The organism is Flavobacterium sp. YO64 (assembly GCF_004119505.1).
GTDB lineage: Bacteria > Bacteroidota > Bacteroidia > Flavobacteriales > Flavobacteriaceae > Flavobacterium > Flavobacterium oncorhynchi.
Window position 1 is genome coordinate 160462 of the sequence record NZ_NRQV01000008.1, and the last position, 20767, is coordinate 181228.

The following is a 20767-nucleotide window of genomic DNA, read 5'->3' on the forward strand; positions in this document are numbered from 1 at the left end:
CAGAATCACATTGTTAGTTCCGAATTCTTATCTCAAAGTTTTTCGATTATAAAGGTGCTATTGTTTATGAAATATTCTATTTTAGAACAGTTTTAATAATTCTTAAAGTGATAGTTATGAATAAAGTAGTTCTATTTATGCTCGTTTGCAGTTTTTCATATGCACAAGAAGTAAAAAGAAAGTTAGTATGGGAAGAAAACTTCAATAAGAAAGAAATAAATGAAAAGTTTTGGAATTTTGAACTTGGAGACGGCTGCCCAAATTCGTGTGGTTTTGGTAATAATGAAAGGCAGATTTATACCAAAATTAATCATGAAATAAAAAACGGTAATTTGGTAATCGAAGCCAGAAAAGAAGGAAATAAATATACTTCGACAAAAATTACAACTAAAGGTAAGAAAGAGTTTAAATACGGCAGGATAGAAGCAAGGGCAAAATTACCTGTCGGACAAGGTATATGGCCTGCTTTCTGGATGCTTGGCGCTAATATTGACGAGGTGCAATGGCCAAAAAGCGGTGAAATTGATATTCTGGAATATGTAGGCAAAGATCCTCACATGGTTTACACGACGCTTCATACGCAAGACAGTCACGGGAATACAATCAACACTAAAAGAACTAAATTTTTAAATATTGAAGAAGGTTATCATTTGTATGCTATTGAGTGGGATAAAGATAAAATTGAATTTTTTGTAGACAAAACTTTAGTATATACCTTTAATCCTTCTGTAAAAAACGAAGATACCTGGCCTTTTGATAAACCATTTTATATTATTTTGAATTTGGCAGTTGGAGGAAATTTTGGAGGACCAGAAGTAGACGATGCCATTTTTCCGCAAAAGTTTTATGTAGATTACGTAAGAGTATATCAATAAAAAAATCGTCGCAAAATTTAGAAATAATGCAGATTTGAATAGTGTAAATGTTTAAAAGTAAGTTATTTATGCTTGTTTTTGAAAAGTGTTATACTTACTAAAATTTCCGTTTTTTTTAATGATTTAAAACAAAACAGAACGATGTGTTAAAAAACTTAACGGTTAAATGTTAATTATTATTGCATTTGTTTGCTTTTTAAAATAATAATTTGTTAAATTTGGTCACAATATTAACATTATAAAAAAGATACGCCTATACAATAAAATTACTTTTTAGAAAATTTACTCCAAAATTATAGAACCTAAAAAAGTAAGTATTATGGCTGATCTGCATATTCCAGACGCTCTATTAGTGAAAAATTATGTCGAAGGCAGCGAAAGTGCCCTTGCGACATTGATAAAAAGACACGAATCTAAGATATATGGTTTTATATATTCAAAGATTGCTGATAGAGATATTTCAAACGATATTTTTCAAGACACATTTATTAAAGTTATCAAAACTTTAAAAAGCAATTCATATAATGAAGAAGGTAAGTTTTTGCCTTGGGTTATGCGTATATCACACAACCTAATTGTGGATCATTTTCGCAAAACCAAAAAAATGCCAATGTATAGAGAAACCGAAGAATTTTCGATTTTCTCAATCATGTCTGATGATTCGCTAAACATAGAAAGCAAAATGATTTTAGATCAAGTTGAAGTTGATTTAAAAAGATTAATCGAAGAGCTGCCAGACGATCAAAAAGAAGTTTTGGTAATGAGAATGTATCAGGATATGAGTTTTAAAGAAATCTCGGAGTTAACAGATGTAAGTATTAATACTGCATTAGGAAGAATGCGTTATGCATTGATGAATTTGAGAAAAATTATCGACAAACATCAAATTATTTTGACCAACTAATACTATTTTGAATATAAGCTCGTTATACTAGTATAAAACATTTTATTGGTATGGCGAAAATTTACTCAAAAAAAGCAGCAGCTGCTAAAGATTTAAAACCTAAAAAAGAAGTAGTTTCTTTTTTGTTGAATTATTCACAAGCTTTAACTGTTGTGAAAATTGAAAATAAAAGTTTTGAAATTATAGCAAATTAAACAGCCCGCTTGCCCAGTCGGATGTTTATTTCGAAAGAAAACCAAATGGTCGTTTTGGTTGAAAGCTCACTATTTGTATTTAAATACAGATAGTGAGTTTTTTATTTTATTTAACTCACAGGTAATTGATCTTATTAGTGTGATGATTTTAAATTTTAAATGGCAAAAAAGTAACCTAAGTGTTTTTTGCTTCACAAACAATATCAGATTTTTTGTATAGTTTTATTCTGTATTGTTAAATTTTCATATTTTAATCAGGTTTTCTTTATTTGTTCGGGATTTAATTTTAGTTTAGTTAAAAAGTATTATTTATTTCATTGATATTATTAAAACATGAAGTTTTTATTATTAAAGTATAAGAACTCATTTTTAGATAGAAATGTTAATATTTAAGAAAAACGTTTAACCCAAATCACCGATAATCTATGGAAAAAAATTACGCTTCGTTGTTTTGTTTGTTGTAAATCAGATAGATAATAGAAGAGATCATTACTGGTTTCTACTATTTTTTTGATGGAAAAAGAGTTTTTTGTTTTTTAATATACGAACCAGAGTATATTAAATAAAAGTTTTAGTGTCTTTTTTTGATGCTCATTCTTTTTATAAACAGCCATTAAGTCTATTTAACAACCAACCAAAACTAACCAAAAATGAAAAGAAAACTAATTCTGTTATCAACTCTGCTATTGGTAACAATTGGAGCATTTGCTCAAAAAGATAAAATTAAAGAAGCACAGTCCTTGTATGAAAAAGGAAAAAGTCAAGAAGCTTTGGCAATTTTAAATAAAACAGAATATCTTATACTCAATGCTTCTGATGAGGATAAATCTGATTATTACTTTTTAAAAGGAAATGTATTAAAAGATTTAGCTGGAAAAAACATTGATGCGGCCAATAATTTTACATTGGCATCACAAGCTTATCAGGATGTGTTTTTATACGAAAATGAATCAGGTAAATTTAAATTTACTATCAAAGCAAATTTGGCGCTAAAAGAGATGAAATCTAATTTGGTTAATGGAGCAATGACAGATTTTAATGCGGGTAAATTTAAAGAAAGCGCAGAGAAAAGTTATAAAGTTTATTTGTTTGATAAAAAAGATACACTGAACTTATTTAATGCCGCATCTTCATCTGTAAATGCCAGAGATTTTGATTCAGCGATACGATATTATGAGCAGCTGAAAAAAATCAATTTTTCAGGAAAAGGAGTTTTGTACTACGCAACAAACAAGAAAACAAAAGAAGAAGATATGTTTGTTTCGCCAAAAGCCCGAGAAGCTGCGATTCAGCAAGGAGTTTACGAAAAGCCAAGAACAGAATCAGTTCCTTCAAAAAAGATTGAGATTAATAATAATCTGGCTTATTCTTATCTAGAAAAGAAAGAGTATGCTAAAGCGGAAATGATTTATAATTATGTTCTAGAGTTGAATCCAAATTACATTGATGCTTATATAAATTTAGCTTACTTAAAATTACAGCAGAAAAAAGATTTAGCCGATGAAATTTCATCTTTAGGAACAACGCCTGCAGAAATGAAGAAATATGATAAATTGAGTGCTGTAAAAGATGATGTAACCCGAAGTGCGATTCCGTATTTAAAGAAAGTACTTGCTATTGAACCAAAAAATTCAGAAGCTACAAAAACACTTTTGGGAGTTTACAGATCACTTGATATGACAAAAGAATATAATGCCTTAAAAGGTGGTATGTAAATTTTAAGGATTAAAGAATAAAGATAAAAAAGGCACAAAGGTTTTAAACTTTGTGCCTTTTTCTATTTTGTCACTTTTGTCATTTCTTCAATAATAGATTTTTTTCCAACCGTTCTTGTGATAATATCTTTCTCTAAACTCCAGCCTCGTGCAGGTGAGTATTCACGTCCATACCAAATAATCTGCAGGTGTAAATCATTCCATATTTCTTTAGGAAACAATCGTTTAGCATCTTTTTCAGTTTGCGTAACATTTTTTCCATTCGAAAGATTCCACCTGTACATTAATCTATGTATATGTGTATCTACTGGAAAAGCGGGAACTCCAAACGCCTGAGACATTACAACACTTGCTGTTTTGTGACCAACAGCTGGTAATTCTTCTAATGCTTCAAAACTTTGCGGCACTTCGCCATTGTGTTTTTCAATTAAAATTTCAGACAAACCATGAATTCCTTTAGATTTCATTGGAGATAAACCGCATGGTCGAATAATTTCTTTAATTTCTTCTACAGACATTTTCACCATATCATATGGATTGTCAGCTTTTGCAAACAAAAGAGGAGTAATTTGATTAACGCGAACATCGGTACATTGTGCTGAAAGTAACACAGCAATTAGCAGTGTATAAGGATCTTTATGATCAAGCGGTACAGGTATAGTTGGGTAGAGTTCTTTTAAAGTGTTTATAACAAATTGCACGCGAGCTTCTTTATTCATTTCCTTATTTTTAAAGACGTAAAAATAATGAATTATAAGTTATGAGTTAAGACTTGTGATTATCTTTGTTTAATCAATAATCTGAAATCTAAAATTTTAAATAAAAAGATATGACAACACTAAAAGCCGGCGACAATGCACCAAATTTTTCAGGAATAGATCAAGACGGAAAATCGCATAAACTAGCAGATTATGCTGGAAAAAAATTAGTAGTTTTCTTTTATCCAAAAGCGAGCACGCCTGGTTGTACGGCTGAAGCTTGTGATTTGAGGGATAATTTTGAACGTTTTAAAGCGAATAATTATGAGCTTTTGGGAGTGAGTGCTGATAGTCAGAAAGCGCAATTGAAATTTAAAGATAAATACGAATTTCCTTTTCCGTTATTAGCAGATGAAGACAAATCAGTAATCAATGCATTTGGAGTTTGGGGACCCAAAAAGTTCATGGGAAGAGAATACGACGGAATTCACCGAACAACCTTCGTAATTAATGAAAAGGGAATTATTGAAGAAGTGATAGAAAAAGTAAAAACAAAAGAACACGCTGCACAGATATTGAAGTAGTTTTTGTTTCAAGTTTTATGTTTTTTCGAGCAGAAGAAAAATTTACCGCAAAGTACGCTAAGTTTTTCTAGGTGTGGTTTTGAAAAGCGCAAGGTTCGCAAAGCTGATTATTGACAAAGCTTTGCGAACCTTCCTTTTTTTTTAACCTTGCGTATAAAAACTTAGCGTACTTTGCGGTAAATTTTTATGCGGTCCAGAACCTGATGAAACAAAAAAAGTCCCAATCAGGGACTTTTTTAATTAAGCATTTTGTTCTAGTTCTGTTTGAGGATGATATCCAAACAAGTGGTGTTCTTTTATAATTTCTGCAATACCCGGCGGAAGCATATGTTCCCATCCTTTTTTGCCTTGATTGATCATTTTTAAAATCTCGCGAGAAAAAACCTCTAAGTTGTGCGGGTCGTAATCTGTAATATCAACCACTTTTCCATTGAACTTGAAGAACTTGTAAAGTTCTTTCATTCTTGGATGTACTTTTAAATTAGTTGAATTCATTAATTCTCCATTTTCATCCAGCATTGGATAAAGGAAAACTTTCATATCTCTGTAGAATAATTTTCCAAATGCCTCTAGAATTCCACCGCTTAAGTGTCTGTAATACTTCTCGTCAAAAATATCAACAAGGTTATTTACACCCATTGCTAATCCCATACGAGCTTTGGTATAATTAGCAAAATATTCAACCACTTTATAGTATTCTTGGAAATTCGAAATCATTACCGTTTGACCAAGAGAACAAAGTAATTCAGCTCTATCCATAAAGTCACGTTCGTCGATTTCACCGTCAGAACGTAAATTTGAAAGCGTAATTTCGAAAATAACTAATGTATTGTCTTTTTCAACCTTGTTTTCTTCAAGAAACATCTTCAACGATTTCTCGTACATGTCCATGTTTACCTTTGTAACTGGGCGAAAACTTCCTCTTAAAGCTAAAAGGTTCTTTTTGTACAAAATGGCAGCCGGCAATATGTTTTTCCCTTCAGGATTAAACATAACCGCATCAGTCATTCCGTTTTTCACCAATTGTAAACTCATCAAACGATTGTCAACATCAGCAAAACGAGGTCCAGAGAAATTGATAGTATCGATTTCTAATTGATCTTTATCTAAGTGATCGTATAGATATCTAAGTAAACGTTTTGGATCATTATATTTGTAAAAAGCACCGTAAATTAAGTTTACACCTAAAATTCCTAGTGTTTCTTGTTGTAATCTAGCGTCAGTCTCTCTAAAACGAATGTGAAGAATAATCTCGTTATAAGCTTCGTCTGGTTCAATTTGGTATCTAATTCCTACCCAGCCGTGTCCTTTAAATTGTTTGGCAAAATCTATAGTTGCAACTGTATTGGCATAACTAAAGAAGAGTTTTGTGGGATGTTTTTCTCTGCTTAAACGCTCTTCGATGATTTGTCCTTCGAGAGTTAGCATCTTTTTTAAACGTTCTTCGGTTACGTAACGGCCGTCAGTTTCAATTCCGTAAATAGCATCACTAAAATCTTTGTCATAGGCAGACATGGCTTTTGCAATAGTTCCTGAAGAACCTCCGGATCTGAAAAAATGTCTAACTGTCTCTTGTCCAGCGCCAATTTCTGCAAATGTTCCGTAAATGTTTTCGTTTAAATTAATGCGTAAAGCTTTGTCTTTTATAGAGGGAATCTGTTCGATGACCTTGTCACCTTTGAGTTTTATTTCTGTACCCATTTTATTTTAAATAGATTTGTTACAAAGTTAGTAAATTAGGCTTCTAATGAAAGAGAAATAATCCTATTTTTGTAAAAAAATTAAGTTCAATTGAAGGTCTATTTTTTAGGTACTGGTACTTCTCAAGGCATTCCGATTATCGGAGTGGATCATCCTGTTTGCAAAAGCACTGATGCTAAGGACAAAAGGCTCCGCGTATCCATTTGGATTACTTGGAACGAGCACTCATTTGTAATCGATTGCGGTCCTGATTTCAGGCAGCAAATGCTTTCCTGCGGATGTCGTAAACTTGACGCTATTTTATTTACGCACGAACATGCAGATCATACTGCAGGTTTAGACGACATTCGTCCGTTTAATTTTAGACAGGGCGAAATTCCTATTTACGGACATGAGCGTGTGTTAGGTAATTTAAGACGCCGTTTTGATTATGTTTTCGAAACTGTAAATAAATATCCTGGCGCACCAAGCGTAAAAACTATCGAAGTAGAAAATGATAAACCTTTTGCAGTTGGTGATAAAATGGCGATTCCGATAAATGTAATGCACGGAGATTTACAGGTTTTTGGGTATAGAATCGATGATTTTGCCTATCTAACAGATGTCAAAACAATTGAAACTGCCGAAGTCGAGAAACTTAAAGGATTGAAAGTTTTAGTTGTGAATGCTTTGCGTGTTGAACCTCATGATACACATTTTAACTTGCAGGAAGCGCTTGATTTTATTAATCTTGTAAAACCCGAAAAGGCTTATTTGACGCATATCAGCCATGTTTTAGGTTTTCACGAAGAAGTGCAGAAACGACTTCCAGAAAATGTTTTTCTGGCTTACGATAACTTAGAAATTACAATTTAATTATTCCATAAAAATGAAAAAATCCCTAATGCTTTATCTTTTTATCCTTGCGATATTAATGAATGTTTTTACGTATATGTTTTATAGCAGCGAAGTAAAATTCGGGCAGGAAAGATATGAGAAAACGACTAAAAAGCTAAGAGACAGTATTCAATTAGTAAAAACTCAATTGGCTGATGCAAATTATTTTTCTCTTGAACATAATGAAAATGCGCAAAATTACTTTGATAACAGCGCTTCTGGAGGAAAAGTAATTTTATTTGAAAAATTGATTCCAGTTGTAACTGAGAAATTATTGGATTTTAACGCAAACCCAAAAGGGAATCCATACACAGGACAAGATCAAATTGGACCAAACAAATTTATTATCAATAAAGTGAAGATTTTAAACCACCGTTGGATTATTGCTGATTACAGCAATGGTGAATTATGGGGAGAAGTCTTGTTAAAGTATTTTGTTGATAATGATGATAATATTACCTTTGAAGTAAACCAAACTTGGTTGTATCAAAAATAGGATTGTGTTATCCTGTTTTTTTATCAATTTAAATTTAATAGGATTATGAAAAAAATATTTTTGTTTTTGATTATTGCCGGAACATTTTCTTGTGCAAAAAAAGGTTTCTCAGGATAAAGTAACTTCTAAAGAGACAGAAAAAGAAGCAGTTGTAGGTGGAGATTCAGATTCGCACGGATGTAAAGCTTCTGCCGGCTACACTTGGTCAACATTAAAAAAAGAATGTATCCGAATATTTGAAGGTACAAGATTGAACCATGCAGAAGATGGAAAAACATACACCACAGCTGCATATGTTATTTTTGATGGAAACAAAGCAGAGCTTTTTCTGGATACTCAAAAAGAATCTATCATCTTAGAAAGAAAATCCGAAGGGGATTCTTGGAAAAAAGATGATCTAGAGTTAATTCCGTGGAAAGGTTATGTCTTGAAAAAAGCTGGAAATATTGTTTATACAGGACAATAAGTAAAAAAATAAAGAGTAAAAAAGTGAGATGTATTTTGGTATTACCATTTTACATCTCACTTTTTTCTTTTATACCGAAAGCCAATTCTTGAAATCGAAGAAATTTTGTGGCGCAACGCCGTGACCAACAGGATATTCTTTGTAAGTGACAGGAATATTTAGCTTTTCTAAAATCGCTGGAGTTTTTCTAGCCCATTCAATTGGAATAACTTGATCTACGGTTCCGTGTGAAGCGAATATTTTTAAGTTTTTAAAGTCGTTTTTCTCAAAACCTTCTTTGATGATTTCTTCATTAAAATAACCGCTCATCGCCACAACTCTCTGAATTTTTTCAGGATAAGAAAGTGCTGTTGCGTAACTTAAGATTGAACCTTGGCTAAAACCAATCAAAGTCACATTATTAGCATCAATAGGATAATTAGCAACTAATTCGTCAATAAAATTGGCGATGATATCTCTTGAAGTTTTTGCTTGTTCATTATCTGAAAATTTATTCTGGTCTGCATCAAAATTGATTGCGTACCAAGCGTAAGCACCATATTGTAAATCATAAGGCGCTCTTGCTGAAATGATATAATAATTATCAGGAAGTTCAGTTGCAAACGAAAATAAGTCGGCTTCGTTGCTGCCGTAACCGTGTAATAAAAGTAAAACAGGATTTTTGTCTAAAATAACTTTTGGTTCTCTTATTTTATATTCTAAAGATAGATTCATTTTTTTATTGTGAATTGTGAATTGTAAGTTGTGAAATGTGAGCTTCAGTCGCAGTTTCAAGTTTTCAACTTTGACAAAGTTTTTCAAGTTTGGAATTTAAAATATTGGAATTTTACTAACCGATAGATTTAAACCATTTTTGAAAAAGTTCTCCCACTAACGGAATTGGTTTTGTCTGCCCTTGAATAGCATTAAAAATACCAAAAGTCCAAAGAATTGAAATACAGATCCACATTGGAAAAGTGATAAAAAAGCTGTCAAAATTGCTGATAATTGCTCCGAAAGAAATAAAAGTAAGCGATAATCCTAAAGCTTGACGAATATGAAAAGAAGCAAAGCTGTTTTTGTTTTCAGAATTCATAGACATCGCTATCAAAACGCCAATAATTAAAATATAACTGGTAATAGCGATAGATTTTCCTTCTTCAATTGTATTGTTCATTGTATTATTTTGTAACAAGTTGATTTTGATTTAAAATTCCGTATACAGAACCTTTAATTTCAGTTCCTAAAAAGGCAGAATTTTTAGATTTTGAAAGAATATTTTCTTTTGTAAAAGTCGATTTTCCTTCTGGTGTGAAGAAAGTTAAGTTTGCTTTAGAACCTTCGGCAATTGTATTGTTTTCAAGTCCAAAAACAGTTCTTCCAGAAGTTAATTTTGAAACTACAGTTTCTAATGGTAAAACAGTCAATAAAGCTCCAAAAGCACTTTCTAAACCAATAGTTCCGTTTTTAGCCGTATCAAATTCCATTTTCTTGAATTCGATATCAATCGGATTGTGGTCAGAAGTAATCATATCGATAGTTCCGTCAGCAATTCCGTTAAGTAAAGCCTGTCTGTCAACTTCCGTGCGTAAAGGCGGAGTAACTTTAAAACGAGTGTCAAAACCATCTAGTTTTTCATCTGTTAAAACCAAATGATGCACAGATACACTTGCAGTTACGTTTAAGCCTTTTGCTTTAGCTTCTCTAATTAATTGAACTGATTTTGCTGTAGAAATGGTTGGAATGTGAAGTTTTCCGCCTGTATATTCCAGCAAAAATAAGTTTCGAGATATTTGAAGTTCTTCAGCTAAATCAGGAATTCCTTTTAATCCTAAACGAGTCGAAACAATTCCTTCGTTTGCAACGCCGTTTCCTTTTATGTTTGGGTCTTGCGAATAAGTAATTACCAAACCGTCAAAATCCTGAACGTATTGCAACGCAATTTTTAGCAAGTTGGCATTATCAATGCTTTTGTTGTAATCTCCAAAAGCAATAGCACCGGCTTTTTTCATGTCAAACAATTCTGCCATATCTTTTCCTTCACTGGCTTTTGTTAAAGCTCCAATTGGGAAAATTTCTGTTGCAAAAGCATTTGCTTTATTTTTTACAAAATTTACCTGAGACTGATTGTCGATAATAGGGAAGGAGTTTGGCTGAAGAGCAATTGCTGTAAAACCGCTTTTTGCCGCAACGTTTAATCCGTTTTCGATAGTTTCTCGGTCTTCATAACCTGGTTCTCCAAGTGAAACACTGCTGTCAAACCATCCTTGAGAAACATGAAGATTATCGAATTTTACCTCTGTTGCATTATCATTTGGAAGTGAAACGCCTATTTTTTCTATTAAACCATCTGCAATTAAAAGATCAACAGTCTGGTTATGAAACGGACTTTTTGAGTCGATAATTTTGGCGCTTTTGATGATTACTTTCATGTCTTTTGATTTTGTAATAAATGTTTTATTCTTTTTCTTATTTCCTCTGGAATTTCCTCTGATTCTATTGCAACATGGTATCCATGAAATTGATTTTGAGGTGTGTCATTTTCATATTTGAAAATAATTACCATATTCTTTGATTTGTCGTATCCAAAAAGTTCTTTTGAATTCAATCCAATTGCTGTTTTCAAGATTTCAGTAGCATTTTTTTCATCACAATATAAAGGACTTATTAACTCTCCTCTTCTTCTAATTGGCTTTGGAATATTATGTTTTGGTATAGCTTGGAAATTTCTTGTAGGAATTCGATTTTCACAAAAATAAACAATTAATTCATCGACGTTATCTAATATTCTGAAAATTCTATTTGTAGTATTTATGCGAATTTCTATTTCATTTCTAATTTTAATAGCTTGATGATTTAAGATTGCAAAATTTTGATCAACATTGTTATGTTTCCTCTGTGCAATTTCACAAAAAGTATGATCCTCTGTTAGAGTACTAAAAATAGAATAATTATTTTTAATGGAATGTGTGCACTCTTCTCTCCAGTCAAAAAAGTCAGAAAAGAGAAGTTGTAAAGTTCTTAATGTTGGTTTTGGATAAGAATCTTCTAGAATTTTAATTTGATTTGCTAATTCAAGCAATGTGTTTTTGTCATAGAAGCCATCATATTTTTCATGATTAATAGATTTTTTGTACATATCTAAATTTCGTAGATAATCTTGTATATGATTTTCTTCAATAAGGGTATCAATATTGTTGATCCAATTAAAAACAGGATTTTTTTCAGGGACTAATATGAATAAATTAACTTTACTCATTTTTAAAAGCCCATTAATTCATTCATATCCAAATCTAGTTGGTCAAAAAAACCTTTGGGCGGTCTCTGAATTTTTCCTCCTTTAAGAATAGGTAAATGTATAGCCTTTGTAGCATGTTTTTTTTCGTCTCTATCGAAATAATAAATAGAACTATCTTCCTCAGATATAATTTTATGTTTTGTTGCGACTAAAAGACCATTTATGATATGATCGCTATGAGTTTCTATAATAAATTGAACTCCATTTTTAGCAGATTTGCAAATTAACTCCATCAATTTAGCTTGTGCTCCAGGATGAATGTGAGCTTCTGGATTCTCAATTATAACTATACTTCCAGGGGCTGAATTTAATGCTGCAACAACTATTGGTAAAACATAAGAAATTCCAAAACCAATATTTTTAGCCTTGAAATCTAAAGTAGGGGTTTGACCTTCTCCTCTATCAAAACTATAATTTATTTTATAATTTAAACCTGAAGATTTTATATTTAAATTTATATTTGGGCTAATTTCTCTCATCCACTGTCTAACTTGATGTATAAGTGTAACACCATCTTCGGGGCTTCTTTTTAATGACGGATGCACATTTTTTTTTCCAAAAAAATCTAGGTAATGAACAACAAACTCGCATCTGCCTTCTATCTTTGAAATTTGATTTTCATGTTCGACGACAGATGTGTTTTTTATATAGTCATCTGTTGGTCCATTTCTAAATGCACTAATATATTGGAAGTTGTTATTAAATAAACTAACTGTTTCTAAATTATTTGGAAATTTTGATTCTTCCAATGTCTTTAGAAAAGTATCGTCTATATTTGTTTGATTAGCTAAAAATTTCCATATGAAGTTTTCTTCTGGTGTTCCATAATCTATTGAAAAACGAATAAAATCATCTTCGGATGATTGATAAATAGAATCTTCAGCTACCCCAATTGAACATAAGTCACCATTAAGTTCTAAACCTCTATTTATTTTATCTGACTGTCTCAATAATAATATGGCTTGAATAATTGATGATTTTCCTATACCATTCAGTCCCGTAAGAATGTTTACATTAGAAAGATTTAATACGGTCTTATGATGCGATTTGAAATTTTCAATTGTAAGTGTATTAATCATTGTTTTAATGTGTTTTGAATAATAAGTTTTATCTTAGCAAATCTAATTTTAACGCTTGAAGGAGTTGCCGTACCTGTAGATATTGAGCGAAAAAAAAGTTCATCTCCTCTAAAAGAATTTATAAGTTTAGCTTTTATTATATTTTTTCGCAACAATAGTTCTTTTCGTTCTGATTCCGTAAGCCAAGCAAAATTTACACTAATTGTATCAAATAAAGCTTTTGTAATGGGTTTCCTTGGATCTTCAGGATAAAATCTTTTTCTAAACGCATCATTTCCAAATATATTATATGATAATTTCATTGCGCTTTTAAAATTTTCTTCCAAATTAAGAATTTCTTCGGATGTTAAATCAGCAATTTTTCCCATTCCATTATTTAAAAACTCATCTAAAGTTCCTTCATATTTTTCTATATTTCCATTTAATAAATAAAATGCAACGAATCTGTTAGTAAAGTCTCTGTCTTCTTGACGTTTAGATGGTATTTTGTAATCAGTGGCTTTTTTAAAATCTTCTAAATCAGCTAGTTTTTTTAAAAATTTAGTTGGCATTCCTTGATTTAGAGCATGACGCATTTCTTGAGATGTAAGAATTAAACCAGCAGTATTAACTTTTTTAAAAATTAAAAATTTGACATTTTTTGGAGTTTGTTTGTCTATAATGTAAACATTTACTTTAAATGCACTTATTTTTCTAACGTCTTCTCTTGATAAGTCATCATAACTTTTATTATCATAACCTTTTAAAAATTCAAAACCTTGAAGTTTTAATTTTTTATCCACTATAAAAGACTTGAACGTAGATAACCTTTGTAACCCATCAACAACTTGCCATACTTTTGAATTTTCATCTTCACTAAAATAAAAGGATGGGAGAGGGAGTCCTAATAAAATAGATTCAATTAATTGACTTTTTTTCGAATCAGACCATAAATCGCCTTCTCTTTGAAAATCTGGATTTAAGTCTATTTCATCATGGATTAAGTTGTCTATGATTGATCCCAAATTAATATTTTGATGATCAATTTTTATTTTATTAGGGTCATAGGGCTTTAGAAGACTTTCGTTTCCTAAATCTTCATCTTCAATAAGGGTATCTTCGTTTGAAGAATACTTATTTTTATTTGAATTAATATCATTCATATTTGAAATAGGTTATATGCCATTTAATATGACAACATATTAGTAAAACATCAAATCTATTTTACAAATTTTATAATTGCCATTTCTAATGCTAAAAATAACAGTGCAAAGATAACAAACCATTTCCAAATTTGGCTGTCTGTGCGCTCAGTTTGTAAGGTATTAAAAATGGTCGAAATTGTATCTGCAGTTTTAAAGTTAGAAACTACATTGGTATTTACCTGACTTAAATCACTTTCTGATCGTTTGTAATTAAAACTTAAATTTTCAACCCATTCTTTTTTGTCAAAAATGCTGTAATTTTCAGCTGTTTCAGGAAAATCATTAAAAGTCAGTTTTACTTTATTGTTTAATATCTGCTGAATCGGAATGAAAGAATCATCAGTTCCTTTTACTTCTAGAATTGCATCTTTTGTTAGTAAAACATCAACAAAATAAGGTTGATTATTTCCTATGGTTAAAGCATTTACGCCTGTTTTCTGATTATTTTGTCCCATTTTATAAAATAACGGAACAATTAACGGTGATTGCTGAAAATTTGAATTCTCTGTGTTTATTGGCGCTGAAAAAACGGTAATTCCAGAAACTTGATTTTGAATTGCTGTTACGAATGCAGTTTGATCTTCATAAGATAAAACGGCTGGATAAGGACTTGAAACATCAAATGAATTGTTTGTTTTTGGATATTGAAAATTTGTGATTTTATTCTCAAAAACACCTGAAAACAAAGGATGATCAAAATTGATTTTGGTAATCAATTTATTTTGAGCTTTTAGCGTATTAAATTGAACCTTTCCAAAATTTCCTAAAAACGAATTTAAATTCGTAATTGAACTTTTTTCTGATGGAATTACAACTAAATTCCCACCTTTAGAAACAAAAGCTTTTAAAGTGGTTTGTAAGGCTTGCGGAATCTCAATTAATTCGTTTAAAATGATTGTATTTTGTTTTTCTAAACTATTATAGTCAAGAGAACCAATTGCATAATTATTGTAATTGAATTCGGCAGAAGTGTAAATCCTTGATAAGAAATTACTTTTTTCAGGTTCTCCGATGCTGATTACGTTAGTTTTTTTGTTTTTAGAAATACTGAAAAACAGTTTGTTGTCATACGTTAAACCATTGTCTTCAATAGAAGCATAACCATGAAATGCTTCTTTTGGTATCGTGAAGTTGATTTTCTTTTTCTTCGCATCAAAATTGATAATTGTTTTAGCAATTAATTTGTTTTGATTGTATAAAGAAGTTGAAATGGGTTTAAAGTCTTCTCCGTAGCCTGATAAGTCAACCGTTATTTCGTAAAAATTTTCCAATGTCTGATTGATGTAAACACTGTCGATAGAAACATTATTTTTTTGCTCTGCTTCAGGAACTATGAAATAAGGCTTTTCCTCCTGATCAATATTTTTAACGTCGTTTTGGGTCAAGCCAACAGCATCAGAAATAATAACGATATCTTTTTTATGTGCTGATTTATGTGCTTTTATTTTTGCCATAATCGACGAAAGTTCAAATGGCGTTGCACTGTATTTTAAATTTTGTAAAGCACTTTTAGCCGATTTAATATCAGTATTCCAATAATTTTCGGTGTTTGTCAGCAATGAAAATTGCGCAGTTTCAGGCGTATTCTCCAACAATTCCTGAACAGCACGTTTTAACAATTCTCCTTTTTTTCCTTTTGCCTGCATACTAAACGAATTATCTAGGATAATATACATTTCGTTTGAAGCATTTTTACTGTCTTTGGCTTCAAAAAAAGGCTGTGCAAAGGCTGTAATAATACATGTAAGTAATAATAAACGAGTTGCCAGTAATAGTCGTTTTTTGATTTTCGAACTTTTACGAGTTTGAATAGCAAGTTCTTTTAAGAAACGAACATTGGTAAAATAGGAGGTTTTAAAACGTCGTAATTGAAATAAATGAACCAAAATTGGAACGATCAATAAAAAAAGGAAGTATAGAATTTCGGGATGTTTAAAATGCATTCTGGCTTCGATTTACTTCACTACGTTTTGTTTTTCGCGAAGATGCTGGTCAAAAATACAAATTTTTTAATTAAACCTTATAAGTAATGTAATGGATTATGAGCAGAACTTAATAAGATAAAACTTAAGCCTGCTTATGGGGCCTGTATGATAAATTGCTTTTTGAAAAATGTAACTTTTAAGGCTCTATTTGTAATGGCAAAAATGATATAAATGCGTATTTTAGCGTATTCAAAAAATTAAGTATGAAAAAAATATATCTAGTGTTATTTTCAGCTTTAGTATTTACAGCTGCTAAGGCTCAAAATAAATTTAATTTATTAGTAGGAACTTATACGAATACCTGCCCAAGTAACGGAATTTACGTTTATGAATTTAATGCTGATTCTGGAGAATTTAAATTAAAAGGTTCTTCAGAAAATGTAGTCAGTCCAAGTTATTTATCAGTCTCAGCAGATAATAAGTTTATTTATGCTGTAAATGAAAACGGAGATCAAAGTGCTGTAAGTGCTTTTGGTTATGATTCAGCTTTAGGAAAGGTTACTTTTTTGAATAAAAATGATGCTTTAGGAGCAGATCCCTGCCATTTGATTAATGACGATAAAAATGTGATTATAGCAAATTATTCAGGTGGAAGCATCGCTGTTTTTAAGAAAAATGCTGATGGTAGTATTTCTGAAGCGCAGCAATTAGTTCAGCATCAAGGAAAAGGACCAAATACAGCACGTCAAGAAAAAGCACATGTACATATGGTTTGTTTTTCGCCTGATAAAAAGTTTGTATTATCGAATGATTTAGGTTTAGATAAAGTTTTTATTTATAAATACAATCCAATTGCTAAAAACGAAATATTGACATTAAAAGGAAGTGTGGACGTAAAACCAGCAAGCGGGCCAAGACATTTGACTTTTAGTAAAGATGGTAAATTTGTTTATTTGGTTCAGGAATTAGATGGAACATTGACAACGTTTAGTTATGACAGCAAAACAGGAAGTTTAAAAGTAATTGCCGAAACTAGTATTTTGCCAAAAGGTTTTAAAGGAGGTACTGGTGCTGCAGCGATAAAGATTTCGCCTGACGGGAATTTTTTGTACGTTTCAGATCGTGTAGATGTTAATGCAATTTCAGTTTATAAGATCCTAAAAAATGGAAGTATAGAATTAGTAGAACAGCAAAGCACTTTAGGAAAAGGACCAAGAGATTTTGCAATTGATCCAACTGGAAATTACTTGTTAGTAGGACATCAATACACCAATGATATTGTTATTTTTAAAAGAGATATTGCAACTGGAAAAATTACGGATACAGGAAGAAGAATTCAATTGTGTTCACCTGTTGGGTTGGTTTTTACGAAGATATAGTTTTTTTTTGAGGCTCTGAGGAGCTAAGGTTCTAAGATACTAAGATAAAATAAAGGCTCAAAAGATTCAAAGTAAAACTATGAATCTTTTGAGCCTTTTATAATTTTGAAAAAAAACTCAGTACCTTAGTTCCTCAGCACCTTAGCGTCTAAAATTTTATTTGTTACTATCTTTTCTCTTCTTATCTCTCGTTTTCAACATATTTCGATTGACAGAACCGTGTGTTTTCTTTTTTGTTTTTGAAGGTCCACCAAGATTAACTTTTTTATTCTTTTTAGATTTTTCGTGAAAAGCTCCGTCACCTTCAAGTTTTACTTTTTTCATTAAAAACTTAATAGGCTGCTTGTCTTTTTCAGGTTCAATTAGTTTCGATGAAATTTCGACTTCTTCTGGGAAATCAGTTATTTCAAGTTCTTGGTTCATTAAAACTTCAACTTCAACTTTAAATTCTTCTTCTCTAGGAGTTACAAAACTAATTGCGGTTCCAGTTGCATCAGCACGACCTGTACGACCAATTCTGTGCATATATAATTCTGGTAATTCTGGAAGTTCGAAGTTAATAACGTGAGAAATATCAGAAATATCTAAACCTCTCGCCATAATATCAGTTGTAATTAAGCCGCGAAGATTTCCTTCCTGAAATTCAGCCATTGTACTCAAACGGTAATTTTGAGATTTATTAGAGTGAATTACACCAAATTGTCCGTCAAAATCTTCTTCGATTCGGGTATGAAGCATATCCGAGATCTTTTTATTGTTTACAAAAACTAAAACACGATCCATACTTTCATCAGTTTGAAGCAAATGTTTTAGAAGATTTACTTTTGTATTGAAATTTGGAACATTATAAGTAATTTGAGTAATTTTTTCTAGTGGTGTTCCAGATGCTGCAAGCGTAACTTCTTCTGGGAAATCAAAATAATCATTCAAAATATCATCTACTTCATCTGTCATTGTTGCAGAGAATAAGATGTTTTGACGTTTTGCTTTCATCATTGCCAAAAGCGCCGTCAATTGCGTACGAAAACCTAAATTAAGCATTTCGTCAAACTCATCAATTACTAATTTTTGAGTTTCATCAAAACGAACAACAGCGTCTAAAGCTAAATCCATTGTACGTCCAGGAGTTCCAACTAGAATATCGACACCTTCGTAAACGGCTTTTTTTTGTGTATTGATGTTTACACCTCCATAAATTCCAAGTGTTTTAACCGACATATACTTGGTTAGTTTCTCAACTTCTTCAACAACTTGAACTACTAATTCACGAGTTGGTACAAGTACAACAATTTTTGGTGTATTGGTATTTGTGAATTTGTATAATTTTAAAAGAGGCAGTAAATAGGCAAATGTTTTACCTGTACCGGTTTGTGCAATTCCCATCATATCGCGTCCAGACATGATTACAGAGAAAGATTTTTCCTGAATAGGAGTTGGCGTAACAAATCCCAGTTCGTCGATTGCTTTTTGTAAAGATTTTGGAAGATTGAATTTTTCGAAAGTGCTCATTTGCATTAAATTTTGTGCAAATGTACATTAAAATGGCGGTTAGATCACTAAATTTTTCGAATCATCTAACTATTTGTTGCTATAATTGTTTGATTTTCAATTTTAAAACCCTTCAAAAACCCCTAATCCAAATAAAGCAAAATCGTATTTTACAGGATCTTGAGCATCCATTTCTCGTAATTTTTGATCTAATTGAGCAAGTGCTTTACCATCATTTTGTTTTCGCTCTAAAATACCTAGTTTTCTAGCAACATTTCCTGAATGAACGTCAAGCGGACATGATAATACGGATGGAGAAATAGATTTCCAAATTCCTAAATCGACACCTTTTGTGTCTTGGCGAACCATCCAGCGTAAATACATATTGATGCGTTTTGCTGCCGAATTATTAAGTGGATCTGAAATATGTTTTTGCGTTCGAGGTAAATGATCGATTTCGAAAAAGATTTTTTTGAACTCGCTTATACTTTTTTGTAAACTGTCTTTTTCCTGATTTTTAGCAAAAACAGCTTCAAGTCCGTTATGGTTTTTGTAAATGTGCTGGAGACCTTTAATGAATCCGCCAAAATCTTTTCCGTTGAATGTGCGGTGCACAAAAGTTTCTAAATCGGCTAAATTGTCTTCAGAATGTGACATGACGAAATCGTAAGGCGTGTTACCCATTAATTCCATCATTTTATGCGAATTTTTGATAATCATTTTGCGATTTCCCCATGCAATTGAAGCGCTCAGAAAACCTGCAATCTCAATATCCTCTTTTTGAGTAAATAAATGGGGAATCTGAACAGGATCACTTTCAATAAAATCCTGATTGTTATATTGAATGACTTTTTCGTCAAGAAATTCTTTAAGTTCTTTTTGGTTCATGTTGAAATGAAATATTCAAATAATTAGAAAATCTAATTACTAATCTGGCCGTCGACCATAATTAATTTTCTGTCAGCCATATTGGCTAATTCTTCGTTGTGAGTTACAATTACAAAAGTCTGCCCAAATTCGTCACGAAGCTGAAAAAACAATTGGTGTAAATTTTCTGCCGAATGTGTGTCGAGATTTCCAGAAGGTTCGTCGGCAAAAATAACATCAGGTTTATTGATTAAAGCCCTTGCAACTGCAACACGCTGTTGTTCTCCGCCCGAAAGTTCGTTTGGTTTGTGATTGATTCTGTGTGATAAACCAAGATATTCTAAGATTCTTTTAGCTTCCTTTTCAGTTTCGGCTTTGGGTTTGTTAGCCATAAAAGCAGGAATACAAACGTTTTCTAAAGCAGTAAATTCTGGTAATAATTGATGAAACTGAAAAATAAATCCAAGATTCAAATTTCTAAAATCGGATAGTATTTTGTCCTTCTTGCTTTTCTTTTTGAAATACCTTGTATAATAAATGAGCATTAAAATTATTGGTAAAAATAAAGCGCCAATTGTGATTAATCGTACTATTTCGTCGAAGATTTTAGTTCTGAAAAACAATAAAAAAACAGCCAGAAGTATGATGTAAATCGAACTTGTCCAAGTAATGATTTTAAATGTTCTTTCTTCTTTTGAATTATCAGTTTCAACATCTTGCAGTTTCAAAACATTTTCGCCATTAATTGTTAATGATGAATTAGGATTGCTGTCAGGTTTGTCTAAAGTTCCTAGAATTTGTAGTAAAGTTGTTTTTCCTGCACCAGAAGCTCCAACGATCGAAACAATTTCGCCTTTTTTAATATGTAAATCAACTCCCTTTAAAACTTCAAGTTTATCGTAGAATTTATGTATGTTTTTTGCGTGTATCATGTAGTGAAACTGTTTTTACAAAGAAACAAAGAATCTCTCGATATAAAAATGGGTTGTAACAGAATTTTATGAATAACATTTTTAACGCAATAAATAAGTGGGTTGTGAGAAAAACAACATAAATTAG

At 31.4% G+C, this 20767-nt stretch carries 20 protein-coding genes and 2 pseudogenes; 9 read left to right on the forward strand and 13 right to left on the reverse strand.

Going from position 1 to position 20767, the window contains the following annotated elements; all coding sequences use genetic code 11:
- The first annotated feature begins 116 nt into the window (after positions 1 to 116).
- The 4 genes from BOW57_RS07955 to BOW57_RS07965 all read left to right on the forward strand — a co-directional run bounded on the left by BOW57_RS07955 (position 117) and on the right by BOW57_RS07965 (position 3688).
- Positions 117 to 875, forward strand: a complete 759-nt coding sequence (locus BOW57_RS07955; protein WP_129053676.1) for a family 16 glycosylhydrolase — start codon at positions 117 to 119, stop codon at positions 873 to 875.
- Positions 876 to 1194: 319 nt separating this feature from the next.
- Positions 1195 to 1779, forward strand: coding sequence for an RNA polymerase sigma factor (locus BOW57_RS07960; protein WP_129025320.1), 585 nt, complete (start codon positions 1195 to 1197; stop codon positions 1777 to 1779).
- Between the two features lie 50 nt (positions 1780 to 1829).
- Complete coding sequence (locus BOW57_RS20600; protein WP_164973677.1) at positions 1830 to 1973, forward strand: hypothetical protein; 144 nt, start codon at positions 1830 to 1832, stop codon at positions 1971 to 1973.
- A 650-nt stretch (positions 1974 to 2623) separates the two neighbouring features.
- Entirely contained in the window at positions 2624 to 3688 is a 1065-nt protein-coding gene (locus BOW57_RS07965; RefSeq protein ID WP_129053677.1) for a tetratricopeptide repeat protein, read from the forward strand.
- A 62-nt stretch (positions 3689 to 3750) separates the two neighbouring features.
- Here the strand turns inward: BOW57_RS07965 and nth are convergent, their stop codons facing one another.
- Complete coding sequence (nth, locus tag BOW57_RS07970) at positions 3751 to 4407, reverse strand: endonuclease III (RefSeq protein WP_089055073.1); 657 nt, start codon at positions 4405 to 4407, stop codon at positions 3751 to 3753.
- A 110-nt stretch (positions 4408 to 4517) separates the two neighbouring features.
- Here nth and bcp point away from each other — a divergent pair, with 110 nt between their 5' ends.
- Positions 4518 to 4970 carry a thioredoxin-dependent thiol peroxidase gene (gene bcp / locus BOW57_RS07975; protein WP_129053678.1) on the forward strand — a complete coding sequence of 151 codons (453 nt, stop codon included), beginning with the start codon at positions 4518 to 4520 and terminating at the stop codon, positions 4968 to 4970.
- A 240-nt stretch (positions 4971 to 5210) separates the two neighbouring features.
- Here the strand turns inward: bcp and BOW57_RS07980 are convergent, their stop codons facing one another.
- Positions 5211 to 6671, reverse strand: a complete 1461-nt coding sequence (locus BOW57_RS07980) for a TonB-dependent receptor (RefSeq protein ID WP_089052441.1) — start codon at positions 6669 to 6671, stop codon at positions 5211 to 5213.
- A gap of 90 nt (positions 6672 to 6761) precedes the next feature.
- On the opposite strand from BOW57_RS07980, the gene BOW57_RS07985 reads away from it, so the two are divergent.
- From BOW57_RS07985 to BOW57_RS07995, 3 genes are all read left to right on the forward strand, one after another.
- Positions 6762 to 7526, forward strand: a complete 765-nt coding sequence (locus tag BOW57_RS07985) for an MBL fold metallo-hydrolase (RefSeq protein ID WP_129053679.1) — start codon at positions 6762 to 6764, stop codon at positions 7524 to 7526.
- Between the two features lie 13 nt (positions 7527 to 7539).
- The gene (locus tag BOW57_RS07990; protein ID WP_129053680.1) at positions 7540 to 8043 is read left to right on the forward strand and encodes a hypothetical protein; all 504 of its coding nucleotides are present in this window, start codon (positions 7540 to 7542) and stop codon (positions 8041 to 8043) included.
- 91 nt (positions 8044 to 8134) lie between these two features.
- Positions 8135 to 8509, forward strand: a complete 375-nt coding sequence (locus tag BOW57_RS07995) for a hypothetical protein (RefSeq protein ID WP_164973678.1) — start codon at positions 8135 to 8137, stop codon at positions 8507 to 8509.
- A 69-nt stretch (positions 8510 to 8578) separates the two neighbouring features.
- Here BOW57_RS07995 and BOW57_RS08000 read toward each other — a convergent pair whose 3' ends face one another.
- From BOW57_RS08000 to BOW57_RS08030, 7 genes are all read right to left on the reverse strand, one after another.
- Positions 8579 to 9223, reverse strand: a complete 645-nt coding sequence (locus BOW57_RS08000) for an alpha/beta hydrolase (RefSeq protein WP_129053681.1) — start codon at positions 9221 to 9223, stop codon at positions 8579 to 8581.
- Positions 9224 to 9338: 115 nt separating this feature from the next.
- Positions 9339 to 9665 carry a hypothetical protein gene (locus BOW57_RS08005; protein ID WP_099720305.1) on the reverse strand — a complete coding sequence of 109 codons (327 nt, stop codon included), beginning with the start codon at positions 9663 to 9665 and terminating at the stop codon, positions 9339 to 9341.
- 4 nt (positions 9666 to 9669) lie between these two features.
- Positions 9670 to 10920 carry a dihydroorotase family protein gene (locus BOW57_RS08010; protein ID WP_129053682.1) on the reverse strand — a complete coding sequence of 417 codons (1251 nt, stop codon included), beginning with the start codon at positions 10918 to 10920 and terminating at the stop codon, positions 9670 to 9672.
- Complete coding sequence (locus tag BOW57_RS08015) at positions 10917 to 11747, reverse strand: hypothetical protein (protein ID WP_129053683.1); 831 nt, start codon at positions 11745 to 11747, stop codon at positions 10917 to 10919. The genes BOW57_RS08010 and BOW57_RS08015 overlap by 4 nt, the downstream gene beginning before the upstream one ends.
- A 2-nt stretch (positions 11748 to 11749) precedes the next feature.
- Positions 11750 to 12865, reverse strand: a complete 1116-nt coding sequence (locus BOW57_RS08020) for a DUF3696 domain-containing protein (protein ID WP_129053684.1) — start codon at positions 12863 to 12865, stop codon at positions 11750 to 11752.
- Positions 12862 to 14007: a DUF262 domain-containing protein gene (locus BOW57_RS08025; protein ID WP_129053685.1), complete on the reverse strand. Its 1146-nt coding sequence runs from the start codon at positions 14005 to 14007 to the stop codon at positions 12862 to 12864. The genes BOW57_RS08020 and BOW57_RS08025 overlap by 4 nt, the downstream gene beginning before the upstream one ends.
- Before the next feature lie 56 nt (positions 14008 to 14063).
- The gene (locus tag BOW57_RS08030; RefSeq protein ID WP_129053686.1) at positions 14064 to 15992 is read right to left on the reverse strand and encodes a BatA and WFA domain-containing protein; all 1929 of its coding nucleotides are present in this window, start codon (positions 15990 to 15992) and stop codon (positions 14064 to 14066) included.
- A gap of 245 nt (positions 15993 to 16237) precedes the next feature.
- Here BOW57_RS08030 and BOW57_RS08035 point away from each other — a divergent pair, with 245 nt between their 5' ends.
- Positions 16238 to 17353 (forward strand): lactonase family protein, encoded by a 1116-nt coding sequence (locus BOW57_RS08035; protein ID WP_129053687.1) that lies wholly within the window; start codon positions 16238 to 16240, stop codon positions 17351 to 17353.
- Between the two features lie 156 nt (positions 17354 to 17509).
- Here BOW57_RS08035 and BOW57_RS08040 read toward each other — a convergent pair whose 3' ends face one another.
- From BOW57_RS08040 to BOW57_RS21005, 4 genes and pseudogenes are all read right to left on the reverse strand, one after another.
- A complete protein-coding gene (locus tag BOW57_RS08040) occupies positions 17510 to 18862 on the reverse strand; it encodes a DEAD/DEAH box helicase (RefSeq protein ID WP_089052456.1) in 1353 nt (450 codons plus the stop codon).
- 102 nt (positions 18863 to 18964) lie between these two features.
- Complete coding sequence (locus BOW57_RS08045; RefSeq protein ID WP_129053688.1) at positions 18965 to 19729, reverse strand: TIGR02757 family protein; 765 nt, start codon at positions 19727 to 19729, stop codon at positions 18965 to 18967.
- A gap of 32 nt (positions 19730 to 19761) precedes the next feature.
- A pseudogene (locus BOW57_RS21000) lies at positions 19762 to 20211 on the reverse strand (ABC transporter ATP-binding protein); the annotation flags it as partial.
- A 216-nt stretch (positions 20212 to 20427) separates the two neighbouring features.
- Positions 20428 to 20640, reverse strand: a pseudogene (locus BOW57_RS21005) (ATP-binding cassette domain-containing protein); the annotation flags it as partial.
- Positions 20641 to 20767 lie beyond the last annotated feature (127 nt).